Annotated in this window: 12 protein-coding genes; 11 read left to right on the plus strand and 1 reads right to left on the minus strand. The window is 60.6% G+C overall.

The window, feature by feature from the left end:
* Positions 1-264 precede the first annotated feature (264 nt).
* The 5 genes from J3L12_RS12075 to J3L12_RS12095 all read left to right on the plus strand — a co-directional run bounded on the left by J3L12_RS12075 (position 265) and on the right by J3L12_RS12095 (position 5,724).
* Positions 265-1,467, plus strand: coding sequence for a maltose ABC transporter substrate-binding protein (locus J3L12_RS12075; protein WP_208015308.1), 1,203 nt, complete (start codon positions 265-267; stop codon positions 1,465-1,467).
* A gap of 185 nt (positions 1,468-1,652) precedes the next feature.
* Positions 1,653-2,687, plus strand: coding sequence for a S1C family serine protease (locus tag J3L12_RS12080; RefSeq protein ID WP_208015309.1), 1,035 nt, complete (start codon positions 1,653-1,655; stop codon positions 2,685-2,687).
* A 245-nt stretch (positions 2,688-2,932) separates the two neighbouring features.
* Complete coding sequence (locus J3L12_RS12085; RefSeq protein WP_208015310.1) at positions 2,933-4,273, plus strand: aminotransferase class III-fold pyridoxal phosphate-dependent enzyme; 1,341 nt, start codon at positions 2,933-2,935, stop codon at positions 4,271-4,273.
* A 258-nt stretch (positions 4,274-4,531) separates the two neighbouring features.
* Positions 4,532-5,086 (plus strand): sigma-70 family RNA polymerase sigma factor, encoded by a 555-nt coding sequence (locus J3L12_RS12090; protein WP_208015311.1) that lies wholly within the window; start codon positions 4,532-4,534, stop codon positions 5,084-5,086.
* Positions 5,083-5,724, plus strand: a complete 642-nt coding sequence (locus J3L12_RS12095; protein ID WP_208015312.1) for an anti-sigma factor — start codon at positions 5,083-5,085, stop codon at positions 5,722-5,724. The genes J3L12_RS12090 and J3L12_RS12095 overlap by 4 nt, the downstream gene beginning before the upstream one ends.
* A 2-nt stretch (positions 5,725-5,726) precedes the next feature.
* Here the strand turns inward: J3L12_RS12095 and J3L12_RS12100 are convergent, their stop codons facing one another.
* Entirely contained in the window at positions 5,727-7,340 is a 1,614-nt protein-coding gene (locus J3L12_RS12100) for a succinic semialdehyde dehydrogenase (RefSeq protein WP_243455191.1), read from the minus strand.
* Positions 7,341-7,602: 262 nt separating this feature from the next.
* Between J3L12_RS12100 and J3L12_RS12105 the strand changes: the two genes are divergently transcribed.
* The 6 genes from J3L12_RS12105 (at position 7,603) to J3L12_RS12130 (ending at position 15,249) form a co-directional block, all read left to right on the plus strand.
* Positions 7,603-8,955 carry an ABC transporter permease subunit gene (locus tag J3L12_RS12105; RefSeq protein ID WP_208015313.1) on the plus strand — a complete coding sequence of 451 codons (1,353 nt, stop codon included), beginning with the start codon at positions 7,603-7,605 and terminating at the stop codon, positions 8,953-8,955.
* On the plus strand, positions 8,955-10,283 hold the full coding sequence (locus J3L12_RS12110; protein ID WP_208015314.1) for a sugar ABC transporter permease: 1,329 nt from the start codon (positions 8,955-8,957) through the stop codon (positions 10,281-10,283). Before J3L12_RS12105 ends, J3L12_RS12110 begins: the two co-directional genes overlap by 1 nt.
* A 14-nt stretch (positions 10,284-10,297) precedes the next feature.
* On the plus strand, positions 10,298-10,693 hold the full coding sequence (locus tag J3L12_RS12115) for a HEPN domain-containing protein (protein WP_208015315.1): 396 nt from the start codon (positions 10,298-10,300) through the stop codon (positions 10,691-10,693).
* Complete coding sequence (locus J3L12_RS12120; RefSeq protein ID WP_208015316.1) at positions 10,635-10,994, plus strand: nucleotidyltransferase domain-containing protein; 360 nt, start codon at positions 10,635-10,637, stop codon at positions 10,992-10,994. The genes J3L12_RS12115 and J3L12_RS12120 overlap by 59 nt, the downstream gene beginning before the upstream one ends.
* Positions 10,995-11,026: 32 nt before the next feature.
* Entirely contained in the window at positions 11,027-12,766 is a 1,740-nt protein-coding gene (locus J3L12_RS12125; RefSeq protein ID WP_208015317.1) for a glycoside hydrolase family 13 protein, read from the plus strand.
* Between the two features lie 230 nt (positions 12,767-12,996).
* A complete protein-coding gene (locus J3L12_RS12130; RefSeq protein ID WP_208015318.1) occupies positions 12,997-15,249 on the plus strand; it encodes an endonuclease MutS2 in 2,253 nt (750 codons plus the stop codon).
* Positions 15,250-15,548 lie beyond the last annotated feature (299 nt).

The raw sequence follows: 15,548 nt of genomic DNA on the forward strand, positions 1-15,548 counted from the left end.
AAGGCCCCATGGTTTTCATAGCAGATTCATCAAAAAACTGCACAGGCACGCACATCTTGAAGCAACTTTTGCCTGTGTCCTGGGGTGGTTCCAGACTCTTTACTTCGCTTCGGATTGTAGTAAGATACCCTTTGACGCAGAAGGCAGTTGTTCCAAAAGTAACGTTGTGAACATGGTGGAAACGCTGCCAGAGACTGCTGTCGAGATACAGTTCAAGCCGTGTTTTGGTCTGTACAGGATCGGGCTTGAAACGAGGAGGAGGACATGAAAAAAGGTCTTTTGATGGCAGCCATAGCCGCCCTGGGTCTGGCGGGCTCAGTTATGGCGCAGGGCAAACTGACGGTCTGGACGCACTACGGCGGCCCTGAACTGGCCTGGCTCAAGCAAACTGCGGCCAACTTTAGCAAGAGCAGCGGAACCCAGGTTGATGTTGTCGAGGTACCCTTTGGTGATATCCAGAACAAGTTTATTTTGGGAGCGCCCCAGGGCCAGGCTGCCGACCTGGTAGTGAGCATTCCCCACGACTGGGTGGGGGCCATGGCGGCGGCAGGTGTGCTGGAGCCCATGGGCAAATATGCCACCAGCAGCTATATTCAGAGCCTTTCGGACGTGGCGGTAGAGGCCCTCACCTTCCGCAATCAGCTTTTTGCCTTGCCCATGTTTGCCGAGTCGGTGGCGCTTATTTACAACAAAAAGCTGGTCAAGGAAGCCCCCAAAACCTGGGATGAGTTTCTCAAGATTGCCCAGGACAATACCAAGGGTAACTCCTTTGGCTTCCTTTACGACCTGGCCAACCCCTATTTCAACTACGGTTGGTTTACAGCCTATGGCGCTTCGGTGTTTGGTCGCACGGCACAAGGCGTGGACGCCAGCCAGACCCGCCTGGGCGGCGATGCAGGGGTGCGGGCTGTCAACTTCATCAAAGACTTGCGCTACCGCTATCGCCTGATCCCCGAGGGCGTGGACTACGGCGTGGCCGACAGTGCTTTCAAAGAAGGGGCTTTGGCCATGATTTTGAACGGCCCCTGGGCGATTGGCGACTACAAGAAAGCTAACATTGACTTTGGAATCGCTCCCCTTCCCAGCCCTCCTGGTGGCGGGCAGTGGCGTCCGTTTGTGGGGGTGCAGGGCGTGGCCATGAACGCCTACTCGCGTAACAAGACTGCTGCGGCCAACTTCGCCAAGCTACTGGTGTCAACCCAGAACCAGATCGCCTTTAACAAGGCCGGCGGGCGCTTGCCGGTATCCAAGCAGGCAGTTCAGCAGTTGCGGAACGACCCTGTGGTAGCGGGTTTCTCGGCGACCATTGCGTTGGGGTCGCCCATGCCCAACATCCCCGAGATGGGTAAGGTGTGGGGGCCTTGGGGGAATGCCCTTTCGCAGGCCGTCCAGAAGTCGGACACCAACGTGGCTCAAATCGTGGCAGCCATGGTGGCAGAAATAAACCGGGGCCTTTCGGGCCGATAGAGCGTCCTCCTACGAACACCTGATACAGCGAAAACCTTTACTTCCAGAACCCCCTTCGCACGAAGGGGGTTTTTATCCATGGGTAGATGAGAGAAAAAAGTGTGCATTCCAACATCGAAATTAAGCGCTGTTAGGCTACTCTAATTTTCATAGCTGCGCCCAGCGCACGGACAGGAGATCCTAACATGCGGCGTTCTTGGCTAATTTTTGCGGTAGTGGCTTACCTCGGCATGTTGGCTGCGGTGATTCAGGCGCAGCCCGTACAGACGCCCCGAACCCTGACCGCCGAAGCTCGAAGCGCCCTCGAGCAGGTTTACACCCGTGCTTTGCCTGCAGCGTTGCGTATCGAGACCGTTCCCGAAGGTACGGGTTCTGGTTTTTTTATCAGTGCGGATGGGCTGGTCATGACCGCCTATCACGTGATTGAGGACACCAGCAGTTTTCGGGTGGTCAACTCCAAGAACGAATCGTTCCCTGCCGAACTCGTAGGTTATGACGAGTTCCGCGATATTGCCATTTTGCGGGCCAGGGTGAATGCACCGGTGCCGTTTTTGCCCCTCGAGACCACCATAGGGCCACAGGTGGGGGAGGCCTTATTAGCTATCGGAAACTCGAGGGGTGCCTTTATCGCCCCACGTTATGGCTTGGTCAATACTGTTGAGCGTGACATTTTCCCCTTCTTCAACTCCATCGCCATCTCCACCACCATCCCCCTGGCCCCCGGCGACTCTGGCGGCCCGGTCATCAACCAGGCCGGGCGGGTGGTGGCGGTCGTGGTGGCGATTGGTCAGCCTAACGGCGTATTTGAAAGCTACCTGTCGCCTCTGCTGGGTTTGAGTGAGGTGATTGGCCAGCTCCAGGCGGGCCGCAAACGCGACGTGCCCTACATAGGGGTGCAGCTTTTTCAGATTGACGATGAAACCGCGGCCACCCTGCGCATCCCCAAGGAAGGAGTTTTGATCCGGGGACTCCTGCGCGGGGGCGCTGCCGAGCGGGCCGGTTTGCGCGGCTTTGCGGTTCGCCGAGAGAACGGGCAGGAGATCTACGAATTTGACGTGATTCTCGAGGCCGATGGCCGGAAATTCAACGATGTCACCGAGCTCCAGCGCTATATCCGCAGCAAAGAGGTGGGCGACAACGTGACCCTGACCATACGGCGGGGCAGCCAGACCCTCAAGATTGAACTCAAACTCACCGCCAACCCAACCCGGCGCAGTTAGTGCGGGTTTGTCTTTCTAACCACCGTCCCCTAACCCCTGGTCTCTGCATCACCCTTTCCACAATATGCATAGCGTTCAAGCAAAGATGACATCATTCGATGTGGCGCCGTCGCCCATTGCGGTGGCAAAATTTGAAAAACTTTTTGCATTTACTAAGGAACGCTTATCAAACTTTACACTTTGACCATTGCTTCACCCTGCCAGGGCAAATAGGATTGAAGGAAATTCCCGAAGGGAGGCCCTTTATGGAACGCCCATCCAAGGAAGTTATCCAGGAGAACCGTGACTACACCTTGTTTTCGTGGTCGGTGCAAAGCACCTCGAACCCCATCCACATGACCCGTTCAAAAGGCGTGTGGTTCTGGGACGGCGATGGCAACAAGTGGCTGGACTTCAGCAGCCAGCTTATCAACATCAATGTGGGGCACCAGCACCCCAAGGTACTCGAGGCTATCAAGAAGCAGGTGGACGAACTGTGCTTTGCAGGCCCCAGCTTTGCCACCGAGCCCCGGGGGCAACTGGGCAAGAAACTGGCCGAAGTGACGGGCCTGGCCAAGTCCTTTTTCTGCCTGGGCGGGGCTGAGGCCAACGAAAACGCCATGAAGATAGCCCGCCTCTACACGGGCCGCGACAAAATCATTACCCGCTACCGCAGCTACCACGGCGCTACCATGGGTTCCATGACCGCTTCGGGCGACCCCCGGCGCTGGCCGGTGGAGCCAGGAATTCCCGGTATCGTGCGAGCCTTCGACCCCTACTGCTACCGCTGCCCCTTCGGCAAAACCCCGGATAGCTGCCGGCGCGAGTGCGTGAGCCACATCGAAGAAATCATCCAGATGGAAGGCCCCCACACCATCGCGGCTATCATGGTCGAGGGCATCACCGGCTCCAACGGGCTGCTGGTGCCTCCCGACGACTACTACCCCAAGCTGCGGGCGCTATGCGACAAATACGGCATTCTCCTCATTACCGATGAGGTGATGAGCGGCTTTGGGCGCACCGGTAAGTGGCTCTCCACGCAGCACTACGGCATCAAGCCCGACATCGTGACCTGCGCCAAGGGGCTTACCAGCGGCTACATGCCCCTGGGGGCGGTGATTGTCTCCAAGCCGATTGCCGATTTCTTCGAAGACCACATGCTTTGGGGGGGCCTGACCTACTCGGGCCACCCGGTCTCGTGCGCCGCCGCCGTAGCGAACCTCGCGGTTTACGAGGAGGAGCACCTGTTCGAAAACACCCAGGAACAGGGCCGGTATTTGGGGGAGCGCCTCGAGGCCATGCGCAAGAAGTACGCCTGCGTAGGTGATGTGCGCTACATCGGGCTGTTTAGTGTGCTCGAGCTGGTCAAGGACAAAGCCACCAAGGAGCCCCTGGCCCCCTTCAACGGTACCTCCCCCGAGATGCAGAAGTTGGCGGCTTACCTCAAGTCCAAGCACATCTACGCCTTCAGCCGCTTCAATATGCTCTGGGTTTGTCCACCGCTTGTTATCAACCGCGAGGAACTCAAGTACGGCCTGGACGTGATCGAGGAGGGTCTGGCCCTGGTAGATGAAGCGCTGGGCGTGGTGGGGGCGGCTGCCGACTAGGCGAAAGTTCAAGCAAACGCAGCCTTTTGCGAAAGACCGACCCGAAGCTACCGGTAGCCTCGGCGGCCTGGTAAGTAAATCTTAGCGCCTCCCAGGGCGTAGGGGATAGGTGTTGGTGATCCACCACCCACCCCCATCACGTGAGTCGCTGGAGGTTGGCTACACGCCCAGAGGTGGCATCTGAGGAACTAGTGCTTGAGGATTTAATATACTTGAACATCTATAGCGCCAGAGCCCGCCGTATTGTTGAATAGAGGCGTGGAGCCAGACATTGCCCTGATGTCGCGCCTCGCCCAGGGGGATGAGCGTGCTTTGGAAGAGCTATATCGTCGCCATAGCCCCTCGCTGTACGCGCTTCTCCTGCGGATGCTCCAGAGCCGTGAGGAGGCCGAAGAGATCTTGCAAGACAGTTTTGTTCAGCTCTACCGGGAGGCCGCCCGCTACCAGCCCGAGCGTGGGGGCGTGACCGCGTTTTTGTTCACCATCGGCCGGAATTTTGCCCTGTCGCGCTTGCGCAGCCGAAAGGCAAGGCCCCAGAAGCTTGAGGACCTTGACCTGCACAACCCCGACCAGGAGCTGGGGCTGTGGCGACAGGACGACCCCACCGACCGGATTCTGGTCAGCCGGGCGCTGCACAGGTTGGAACCCACCGACCGCAGGCTGCTCGAGGAGGCTTTTTTCGATGGCTACAGCCACAGTGAGCTGGCCGAGCGCCACCACCTGCCGCTGGGCACGGTCAAGACCCGGCTGCGCCGGGCCCTGCTCAAGTTACGCGAGTATCTAGGTGGGCCCGAGGTCTCGGAGGAAGCATGAAAGACCTCCGCGAGTTGCTGCCTGACTATGCCCTGGGGCTACTGGAGGGCGAGGAGAAAGACCGGCTCGAGCAAGCCCTGCAATCCTCTCCCGAACTGCGCCGAGAGCTTACTGAACTTAGAGAGGTACTGCACCGGCTTCCCGAGAGCTTGCCGCCGGTGGCTCCGCCCCCGCGTGTATGGGAACAGATTCGGCGTAGAACCTTTCCAAAGCGGAATTTCCTGCCCTGGGCGGCTGCGCTGCTGGTGCTCTTGGGACTGGGTGTGGGGGGCTGGGGTGTGAGCCTGCACCGGCAGTACCAGGCGCTCGCTCAGGAACAGGCCAAGCTGGCCCGCTGGCTGGCCGACCCCGAGGTGAAGTGGCAACTCATCAAGAATAGCCAGGGCCAGCCCTTTGGCACCATGCTATGGCGCGAGGAGGGGCCCTGCTTGATGGTGCTGCGCGAGCCTCCGCCTCCGGGCAGGGTCTACCAGGCCTGGGGCCGCAAGAACGGCGAAAAGCCGGTTTCGCTGGGGGTTTTTTCGGGGCGGGTGTTCGAGACCGACTACGAAGGGTTCGACTTCATGGGGGTGAGCCTCGAGCCCCCCGGCGGCAGCCCTCAGCCCACCGAGCCCCTGGGCCGGGTGCCCACCTCGTAGCTCTATACCCGGTACCACAGGCGGGCCAGCCACTTGAAGCCCCGGAGGGCCGCCGTTACGATGCGCCCATACCAGCCCCTCGGCAGCCAGGTCGGCCCGGTAACGGGTATGAAGCGCTCAATAGCAATGGTCTGCACCTCGGTAAAGCGGTAGAGCCCTTCCCGGCCGTGCCGCCGCCCCAGCCCCGAGGCCTTGAAGCCTCCCATAGTCGCATCCATCGAGGCCCAGGCGGCAGCGTAGCTCTCGTTGATGTTGACCGTTCCGGCCTGGATGCGCGCGGCCACCTCGAGGCCCTTGCGGAGATCCCTGGTCCAGACGCTGGCGTTGAGGCCATACTCGCTCTGGTTGATGAGGGTGAGTACCTGCTCGAGGTCGCTAAACCTGTACAGACTCACCACCGGGCCAAAAGTCTCCTCGCTGTACACGCGCATTTCGGAGGTTACGTCGGTCAGGATGGTCGGCTCGAAAAAGAGCGGGCCCAGGTCGGGTCGGGGTCGGCCGCCCGCCAGCACCTTAGCGCCCTTGGATACCGCATCCTGTACGTGGGCCAGCACCGTGTCGAACTGCCGCTGTACGGTCAGGGAGCCCATCTGCGAACGGTGGTCGAGGGTAGCCCCCAGCCGCAGGGCTGAGGTTTTTTCCACCAGGCGCCGGGTAAAGGCATCGAAGACTTTTTCGTGGATGAAAATGCGCTCGAGCGAGACGCAAAGCTGCCCCGCATTGGCAAAGGCCCCGTGAATGGCCCCGTCCACGGCGGCCTCGAGGTTGGCATCCTCCAGCACCAGCATGGGGTTTTTGCCACCGAGCTCGAGGCTCACCCCAATCAGCCGCTCCCCGGCCTGCCGGGCCACCTTGCGCCCCGTAGGGGTGCTGCCGGTCAGGGCGATGAAGTCTGCCGAAGCCACCAGGGCCGCCCCTACCTCCGCCCCGCCGGTCACAATCTGAAAGAGGTCGGGGGGCAGACCGGCTTCTTGCATCAGGGCCTGTATCCACAAGGCCGTAAAGGTGGTCTGGGGGTCGGGCTTGAGCACCACCGCGTTGCCCGCCATCAGGGCCGGAATCGGCTCGCTGACCGCCATGACCAGCGGGTAGTTCCAGGGCGAGATCACCCCCACCACCCCCACCGGATGGCGGTATTCCCAGGTCTGGGTCAGGCCCACAAAGGTTCCACCGGTGCGCCGGGGCCGCAGCCAGCCAGGGCTGCGGGTGGCGTAGTACTGCGCCACAATGGCCGAGTCCAACAGCTCCTCCTGGGCATCGCGGCGGGCCTTGCCGGTTTCGTACTGGGTCAAGTCGAGGATTTCGTCCTGGCGATCCAGGAGCAGGTCGTGAAAACGCAGCATGATGCGCGCCCTGGCTTTGGGGTTCACTTTAGCCCACGCCGCCTGGGCCATTCTGGCTTGCTGTACAGCTTGCTGGACATCCTCGGGAGTGCAGATCGGAATGCTCCCCAGTACGCTTCCGTCGAAGGGGGCGCACAGGGTTTGGTAAGCCCGCTCACCGAACAGCGATACCCGCCTGGCCAGCTGTTCCAGCAGTTCGGGGGTGAACTGTGGGGCCTCGCGGGGCGGGTTGATGACACTGAGACGTCCGGTCTCGATCACCTTGAATCTCATGGTGAGGCGCGATGGGTGTTGCGTCAAGTGATAGTGCCTCCATATCCCATACCGATGCACCGGCTTGCGGGCCTCATAGCAAGCCGTATGCGAAGCCGAACCGAGGATTTTGAGTAGAACAAAAAAGCGTTTCCACCATGACCAGCACTGCAAGAACAAGCCTCGAGGGCCTTACAAATTACGCTCCCAAAGTATATGCTGGGGGCGTTCGAAAAGGTTCGTTGGTTGGGTTTATACCAAACAACGTTAACGGAGGTCTTTTATGTATCGTTCCCCCCCTGGCGCTCGAGGTTTTTTGATCGCGATTGGGTTGTTGGGTGGAGCCCTGATTGTTGCCGCGCTGGCCGGATTGCTAATTTTCTGGGGTTTACAGGCTGCTTTCCCCAGGCCGGTGGATGAAAGCTACCCCGGTTATCTGATTCTGGTTTTTGGCACCATTGTCCTCATCCCCATTCTGGTATTGCTGGGACGGCGGGTTCCCTATCTGACCGACTGGTACTACCTCCTCCCGGCCATCACCTTCTTGCTAGCTTTCACCTTATTTCCCATCATCCTGACCATCTATTACGGTCTCACCGATTACACTGGCATCCGCAACGGCAAACCCGACCGCTCCACCGAGACCGAGATTGTGCGCGTGGAGGGACGGCAGTTGTTTGTGGACGGCAACGCCCACGACCTACTGCGCTGCGACCAGCCCGACTGCGCCGGCCAGGCCCTGGAAATCACCACCCGCACCCAGCGAGCCCGCGTGACCGCAGAGCAGGCCAGCGAGGGCATCATCACCCTCACCGCGCCTCCGCCCTTCACCCCCACCCTGGTCTACAAAATCAACGACTTCAAGTTTATCGGCTTCCGCAATTTTGCCGAGATTTTTAGCCGGGCAGGCACCATTCTGATTCCAGTGCTGATCTGGAACATCATTTTCGCAGCGGGAGCCGTGATTGTGGGGGCTGTACCGGGGCTCGTTCTGGGTCTGATACTCAACAACAAAAACCTGGCCTTGCGGGGCTTTTATCGCACGGCCCTGATCATCTCCTGGGCCATTCCGGTGGTCATCAGCGTGCAAATTTTCACCGCCATGCTCAACGTGCAGTTTGGCCCTATCAACCGCTTGTTGGGGCTGCTGGGCTCGTATCCGGTTCCCTGGCTTACCGACCCCGAGTGGTTCAAGATGTCGGCCTTGCTCATCAGCCTGTGGCTGGGGTTCCCCTACTGGATGACCGCAACTCTGGGGGCCCTCTCCACCATCCCGGATGACGTCTACGAGGCTGCCAAAATAGATGGGGCCAACGGCCTCCAGACCCTCACCGGCATCACCTTGCCCCTGTTGCGACAACCCTTTATTCCCCTGGTGCTGGGGTCTTTTGCCTTCAACTTCAACAACTTTGGGCTGATTTATCTGATGGGCCCCCAACCGGGTGTGGAAGGGCGCCCCTCCACAGCCCAGGCTGCCGACATCCTCATTACCTGGGCCTACAAAACCGCCTTCCAGGCCGACGGCGGCCAGGCTTATGGCCTGGGAGGAGCCATATCCATCCTGATTTTCTTCCTCACGGTGGCCATTAGCCTCATCAACTTCCGCTTTACCGGAGCCCTTAAGGAGGTGCGCTAATGGCTGCCTTATCGCGTTATCTCGGTTGGGCGGTGTTCGGGCTCATGGTCGCCTGGGTGCTTTTTGTCTACTTTCCCGGCCTTCTGACCCGCATCCAGCCCAACACCCCGCCGGGTTTTATTCGCATCGAGAACGGCTGGGTCTATGCCCTGAGCGGCCTTCTAATCATCATTGGGCTGATTCTGGCCTATGCCTGGTTGGTCACCTATATCAACAACAGCCGCACCAGTCGCAAGCGCAGCTTTTTACCCCTGTTTGGGCAGGGTCTCACGCACCTGTTCATGTTCATGGTGCTGGTCTTTGCCTATTATCCGGTGCTGCAAATCCTGGCTGCTTCATTCGACCCCCGCAACACCCTGTATCGCATTCTGTCCCCGGCCAGCGACAATCTGCTGGTGCGGGCCCGGGTCATTCCAGATTTCTCGCAGCTTAGCTGGGAAAACTACGCCAAGCTTTTCGATGGCTTCATCCTCTATCCCTATCAGGCGGTGCTGCTGGCGATTGCAGCCCTATGCCTGATCATTGTCATTGCCATGGCTGCCTATCGCCGTATCATTGGCGACGACAGAACCGATAGCCCCTGGGCTTTACTTCAGGGTCGCAGCCTGACGGTCTTTGCCATCCTGGGTTTCATCCTGGTCATCTTCCTCTCCCCCGCTCAGTTCACTGGCCAGGGCACCGAGGCCAAGTTTGTGCTCTGGGTGCGGAACACCCTGTTTGTTTCCGGCATTACCGGCATTCTGGCGGTACTGCTGACCGCTACGGCAGGCTATGCGTTTGCCCGCTTCAACTTTCCGGGCCGCTATACCATGTTGCTGGTTTTCATATTTATCCAGATGTTCCCCGGCTTCCTGGGCCTGGTCGCGACCTATATCCTGATTTCCAACCTGGGCCTTCTGAACACCTTTACCGGCCTGGTGCTGGCCTACTCGGGCGGCATCATCAGCTTTGGCACCTGGGTCTACAAGGGTTTTCTGGAAAGCATCTCCAAAAGTTTGGAGGAGGCCGCCCTGATTGACGGGGCCAGCAAGTGGCAGGTTTTTACCAAAATTCTGATGCCACTTTCGGCGCCCATGTTCGTGTTTATCTTCCTGCTGCAGTTTGTGGGCACCTACTCGGAGTTTATCGTGGCCAACCTGTTCCTCACCGGGGTGGACTCCTGGACGGTGGGGATGGGGCTTCGCAACTTCACCACCGGCCAGTTCTCCACCCGCTGGGGGCTGTTCGCAGCGGCGGCGGTACTGGGGTCGCTGCCCATTCTGCTGACCTTCTACGGGTTCCAACGCTATTTCGTGTCGGGATACACCGCAGGCTCGGTGAAGGAGTAGCGTACAATACGGGCGTGAACCGTGCGCCCGACTGGCTGCTGCAAGCCGAAAAGGACTTAAGTATGGCTCGCATTGCCCTCGAGGCCGGTCGGCACGAATGGGCCTGTTTTGCCGCTCACCAGTCTGCTGAGAAAGCCCTGAAAGCCCTGCACCTTTTTTTGGGCCAGGAAGTGTGGGGTCACCTGGTGGCCCGGCTCTTGCGAGAGCTGCCTTTTTCGGCGCCTACCGAGTTGGTTGATATGGCCCGTGCGTTAGATGCTCTCTACATCCCCACGCGCTATCCTGACGCTTTTCCGGCAGGCGCGCCCGCCGAGCATTACGGTCTAAAACAAAGCCAGGAGGCTCTGAACCATGCCCAAGCGATCCTTGAATTCGTCCGTGCTCAGATGGCCCAGTCGGATCGAGGTTGAGCAGGCCTTACAGGACTGGCTCTCGCAGGTGGAGGTTCCCGGGCTTCTGGCCGCTGGATACTTTGGTTCCTACGCACGGGAAGAAGCAGGCCCGGGCAGCGACCTGGACTTGATACTGGTGGTCAAGGAAACGCCTGAGGCTCCCTGGGAACGTACGCGCCGCCTGCCCCTCGAGCTTCTACCTGTGCCAACCGAGGCTTTGGTGTTCTCGCAGGCCGAATGGCACGCGCTGCCCGAGGCTAGGCCCCGTTTCTGGCAGACCCTGGTTCGGGAAATCCGATGGTTGAGACCCCCGCCCTAGCTTTTTGATTCATTACCAGCTAGTTTTTCCTCATGCACTACCACGACTGGGAGCCTTTCTGTGTAGACCCCCTGAAGCCCGAGCTGGGACAGGAAATCACCCTGCGACTCCGGACACCGGCCAAAGAGGGGTTTTTGATCCTCGAGCGCTACGGCGAGGTGGAGCGTCGGCCCATGAAGGCCGTGGCGGGCGGGCTGGAGATTCATCTGCCGCTCTACAGCTCGCCTCTGCGCTACTGCTTCTTCCTGACCCAGGAAAAAGCCTACCTGACCGCGCACGGGCTGCACGGGGCCATGCCGCGCTACGACAGGTTCTTTCACCTTTTGGCCCAGCCCACCGTACCCGACTGGGCGGTGGGGGCAGTGTTTTATCAGATTTTCCCGGATCGCTTTCGCAACGGCAATCCTCACAACGACCCCCAGACCGGGGAGTGGATGTATATGGGCCGCCCCATTGTGAAGAAACACTGGGACGAGCCGGTGGACTACGGGCCGGGTGAGGGGCCCATCCAGCACTACGGCGGCGACCTCGAGGGCATCCTGGAAAAACTGGACTACCTGCAAGACCTGGGCATTGAGGCCCTTTACCTCACCCCCATTCTGCCCTCAGGCTCCAATCACCGCTACGATGCCCGCGATTATCTGAACGTGGATCCCCACCTGGGCGGCAATGAAGCCTTCGACCGGCTGGTGGAGGCACTACACCAGCGCGGCATGAGGCTGGTGCTGGATGGGGTGTTCAACCACATCGGCAACACCCACCCCGACTTCCAGAAAGCCCTGCACGACCCCACCGCCCCCGAGGCCGGGCAGTTCACCTTTTATGCCGACGGCTCCTATGCAGCCTTCTTTGGGGTCAAAACGCTTCCTAAGCTGGACTACGCCAACCCCCTCACGGTGGAGCGCTGGCTGGATGGTTACCACGCCCCGGTGCGGCACTGGATTCGCAAGGGGGCCGATGGCTGGCGGCTGGATGTGGCCCATCAGATGGGAGAGGGGGGCACTGATCGCCGCAATGCCGAGCTCCTGCGGCTCATCAAGCACAATAGCCTGGAAGAAAACCCCGAGGCCTTCGTGTTTGGCGAGCTGTTCTTCGACACCCTGCCCACCCTGCGGGCCCACACCCTGGATGGCTCCATGCACTACGCAGGGTTTGCCAACCCCCTGATGGAGTGGCTGTCGGGGAAAAATGTGTACGGCTGGGAGGTGCGGGTTTCCACCCTTCAGCTCTGGGAGACCCTGTGGGATCACTATGCAGCCCTGCCCCTCCAGCTTCGCCAGAGCATGTACACGCTGATCAGCAGCCACGACATCCCCCGCGCACTCTGGCGGCTAAAGGGGGATGTGGAGCGCTTCAAGCTGGCGTTGGGCATCTTGCTCACCTTTCCCGGCGCACCGGGGCTCTACTACGGCGACGAAATCGGGCTCAACCAGACCAACCCCTACCACGACTGGAACGGCGACCCCATGTGCCGGGGAACGTTTCCCTGGGACGAAGGGCGGTGGAACCAGGAGGTGCGGGACTGGACCAAGACCCTCATTCGGCTCAGGAAACAGGTGCCCGCCCTGCGACGGGGAGGGTTGCTCCCCTTGCAGGTTTCCGAGAAGCTTCTGGCCTACCAGCGCCGGTACCAGGAGGAAGAGGTCTGGGTGTATGCGGCTCTGGAGCCCACCGAGGTACAGCTCCCAAAGGCCGAAAATCTGCTGACGAGCCAACCCGTAGAAGGCACTGTGCGGCTCTCGGGCCTGGGAATATTTCGCTTGCAGCGTTAGGGTCAGGCTTTTACAGTTTCCCCTTTCCCTCTCCCACAGTGGGAGAGGGTGGCGACGCCGCACCTTTGCTTTGTACCCATTTTGCCGACTGGAACACGGCTAACGACAACCCGGTGTCGCCGGGTGAGGGGGCTGCAGCCAAGAAATGTAGCCAAATAAAAGCCCGCGCTAGGTAACGCAGGTCGCATCCTGCACGGGCTGCTGAGCTATACTGGCCCTTTGGGTTGGGTATGCAGGGGGTTCTTGAATCGCTGGATTTTGACCGTATCCGTGAGGCACTGGCCGAGCGGGCCTCTACCTTTATGGGGCGGGAGGCACTCCTGGCCCTGTCGCCCAGGGCAACCCTGGCGGAAGCCCTGGCAGAGCAGGCCACCGTGGCCGAGGCCCTGGCCTACCCCTACCGGCTGGGGGGCATCTCCGACCTGCGGCCCGCCCTGGCCGCCGCCAGGGAGGGGCTGCGGCTCGAGGGGCCCCAACTGCGCGAGGTGGCCGCCAGCCTGGAATCGGCGGTGGCCCTCAAGCACGAGCTTTTGGAGATTGGCGAGTATTTGAAGGCCCTGGCCGCCCGCATGGGGGAGCACACCTACTTCCTGCGGCGCATCCGGGAATGCCTGGACGAAGCGGGCCATGTACGCGACGAGGCCACCCCCCGGCTGCGGGAAATCCGCCGGCGGGTGAACCCTTTGCGCGAGCAGATTCAGGACAGGCTTCACCAGCTCATGGATCGGCACCCGGAGGCCATCCAGGAGCGCTTCATCACCCTGCGGCGCGAACGCTATGTGATTCCGGTCAAGGCCAGCTTCCAGCATAAAATTCCGGGCATCATCCTGGATCAGTCCGACTCGGGGCTCACCGTGTACATGGAGCCTTCCTCGGTGGTGCCCCTCAACAACCAGCTCGCCAGCCTGAAGCTCGAGGAGGAGGCCGAGGTCAACCGGGTGCTCTTTGAGTTATCGGCCATTCTGGGCAACGACCTCGAGCTAGACCATACCCTGAAGGCCCTCACCGAGCTCGACATCGCCCGCGCTGCCGCGCACCTGGCCGAGGACTGGAACCTGGTGCGGCCCCGGCTAAACCAGGAGGGGCATTATCTTCTCAAGGCCGCCCGCCATCCCCTCATCGCCAATCCCGTCAGCAACGACCTGGCCCTCTCGGCAGAGCGGCGAATCCTGCTGGTAACCGGCCCCAATATGGGGGGCAAGACCGCCCTCTTGAAAACCCTGGGCCTGGCAGTGCTGATGGCCCAGTGCGGGCTGTTTGTGGCCGCCGAAACCGCCGAAATAGCCTTCCCGGACAGGCTGTTTGTGGATATCGGCGACCAGCAGTCGCTTCAGCAGAGCCTTTCTACCTTTGCCGCTCATGTGCTCAAGCTCAAGGAAGTGCTGGAGGCCGCCACCCCGAATAGCCTGGTTTTGGTGGACGAGCTGGGCTCCGGCACCGACCCCGAGGAGGGGGCCGCGCTCGCGCAAGCCTTTGTGGAAGGCTTACTGAACAAGGGGGTACGCGGGCTGATTACCACCCACCTCTCCCCCCTCAAGGCCTTCGCCCAGGACACCCCCGGTGTGCAAAACGCCTCGATGCGCTTTGACCTGGAACACCTGCGACCCACTTACCAGCTGGTAGTAGGGGCACCGGGGCGCAGTTATGCCCTCTCGATTGCGCGGCGGCTGGGCTTTCCGCAGGCCCAGCTCGAGCGGGCCGAGGCCCTGCTGGGGCCCGAAGGGGGGCGGCTCGAGCGCCTGCTGGCCTCCCTCGAGCTCGAGCGCGAACGTTTGCGGGAAGCGCGGCAGGCAGCCGAGAGCGAGCAGGAAAGGCTAAAGAGCCTGGAGCAGGAGCTGACCCAGCAACTCGCCGAACTAAGGCAAAACAAGGAACGTTTGCTCGAGGAAGCCAGAGCCCAAGCCGAACAGGTGGTAAGGGAAGCGCAGGAGCGTATCCGCCAGGCCCGCGAACGCAGCAAAACCCAGGGCCAGGGCCAGGCCTTGCAGGAGCTCATCCAGCTTCGCAGCCGTTACCAGCGCCCGGAAAAAACCACACCTCCCAAGCCAGGTTTACAACCGGGGTCGGTGGTGGAGGTGCCGGAGTATGGGGGCCAGGGAACCATCGTAGAGCTTCGGGGCCAGGAAGCCGTGCTGCAAATGGGTGCGGTGCGCCTCACCGTACCCATCACCCGTTTGCGGCCCAAGGAAGAACCTAAACCCCTCAAACCGGCGGGCCGTGTCCAGCACAAAGCCAAAATTGCCAGCGAGCTCAACCTGCGGGGCCTGACGGTGGAGGAAGCCTTGCTAGCGGTGGACGATTACCTGGCCGAAGCCAAGGCCACCGCCACCACCCCCGTGCGCCTGTTGCATGGCAAGGGTACGGGGGCCTTGCGCAACGCCCTGCGCGATTCGCTCAAACGCGACCGCCGGGTAGACAGCTTCCACGACGCCCTGCCCTACGAGGGCGGCCACGGGGTGACGGTGGTTCATCTGCGTATTTGAGGCAACTGGAGTGCCGTTTTGGCAGCTATCCAATGATGCTGGCTTCAGGCGTAGGGCCAACTTGCAGTAACGCACATGGTGGGGGAAGCAGTTTTGCGCCTCTAACCCCTGCCCCCTATCCCCTACCTCCTTGAATGTGAGTGGGGTTCAAGTAAAGACGGCATGAGATCTGCGACCTACAACATCCTTCAAGCCAAGGGCTACCCACATTAGCTACAGCCGCTCTCTGTCATGGTCTCATCCAAGTCGTCAAAGTGAGTTAATCCTTAGTGGATTAGCCATGATTCTCATGAGAAGTC

This window comes from Meiothermus sp. CFH 77666, from assembly GCF_017497985.1.
GTDB lineage: Bacteria > Deinococcota > Deinococci > Deinococcales > Thermaceae > Meiothermus.

Coding starts and splice junctions, on each gene's coding strand:
- J3L12_RS12075 (WP_208015308.1), top strand. CDS start 265: ATGAAAAAAGGTCTTTTGATGGCAGCCATAGCCGCCCTGGGTCTGGCG.
- J3L12_RS12080 (WP_208015309.1), top strand. CDS start 1,653: ATGCGGCGTTCTTGGCTAATTTTTGCGGTAGTGGCTTACCTCGGCATG.
- J3L12_RS12085 (WP_208015310.1), top strand. CDS start 2,933: ATGGAACGCCCATCCAAGGAAGTTATCCAGGAGAACCGTGACTACACC.
- J3L12_RS12095 (WP_208015312.1), top strand. CDS start 5,083: ATGAAAGACCTCCGCGAGTTGCTGCCTGACTATGCCCTGGGGCTACTG.
- J3L12_RS12100 (WP_243455191.1), bottom strand. CDS start 7,340: ATGAGATTCAAGGTGATCGAGACCGGACGTCTCAGTGTCATCAACCCG.
- J3L12_RS12105 (WP_208015313.1), top strand. CDS start 7,603: ATGTATCGTTCCCCCCCTGGCGCTCGAGGTTTTTTGATCGCGATTGGG.
- J3L12_RS12110 (WP_208015314.1), top strand. CDS start 8,955: ATGGCTGCCTTATCGCGTTATCTCGGTTGGGCGGTGTTCGGGCTCATG.
- J3L12_RS12120 (WP_208015316.1), top strand. CDS start 10,635: ATGCCCAAGCGATCCTTGAATTCGTCCGTGCTCAGATGGCCCAGTCGG.
- J3L12_RS12125 (WP_208015317.1), top strand. CDS start 11,027: ATGCACTACCACGACTGGGAGCCTTTCTGTGTAGACCCCCTGAAGCCC.
- J3L12_RS12130 (WP_208015318.1), top strand. CDS start 12,997: ATGCAGGGGGTTCTTGAATCGCTGGATTTTGACCGTATCCGTGAGGCA.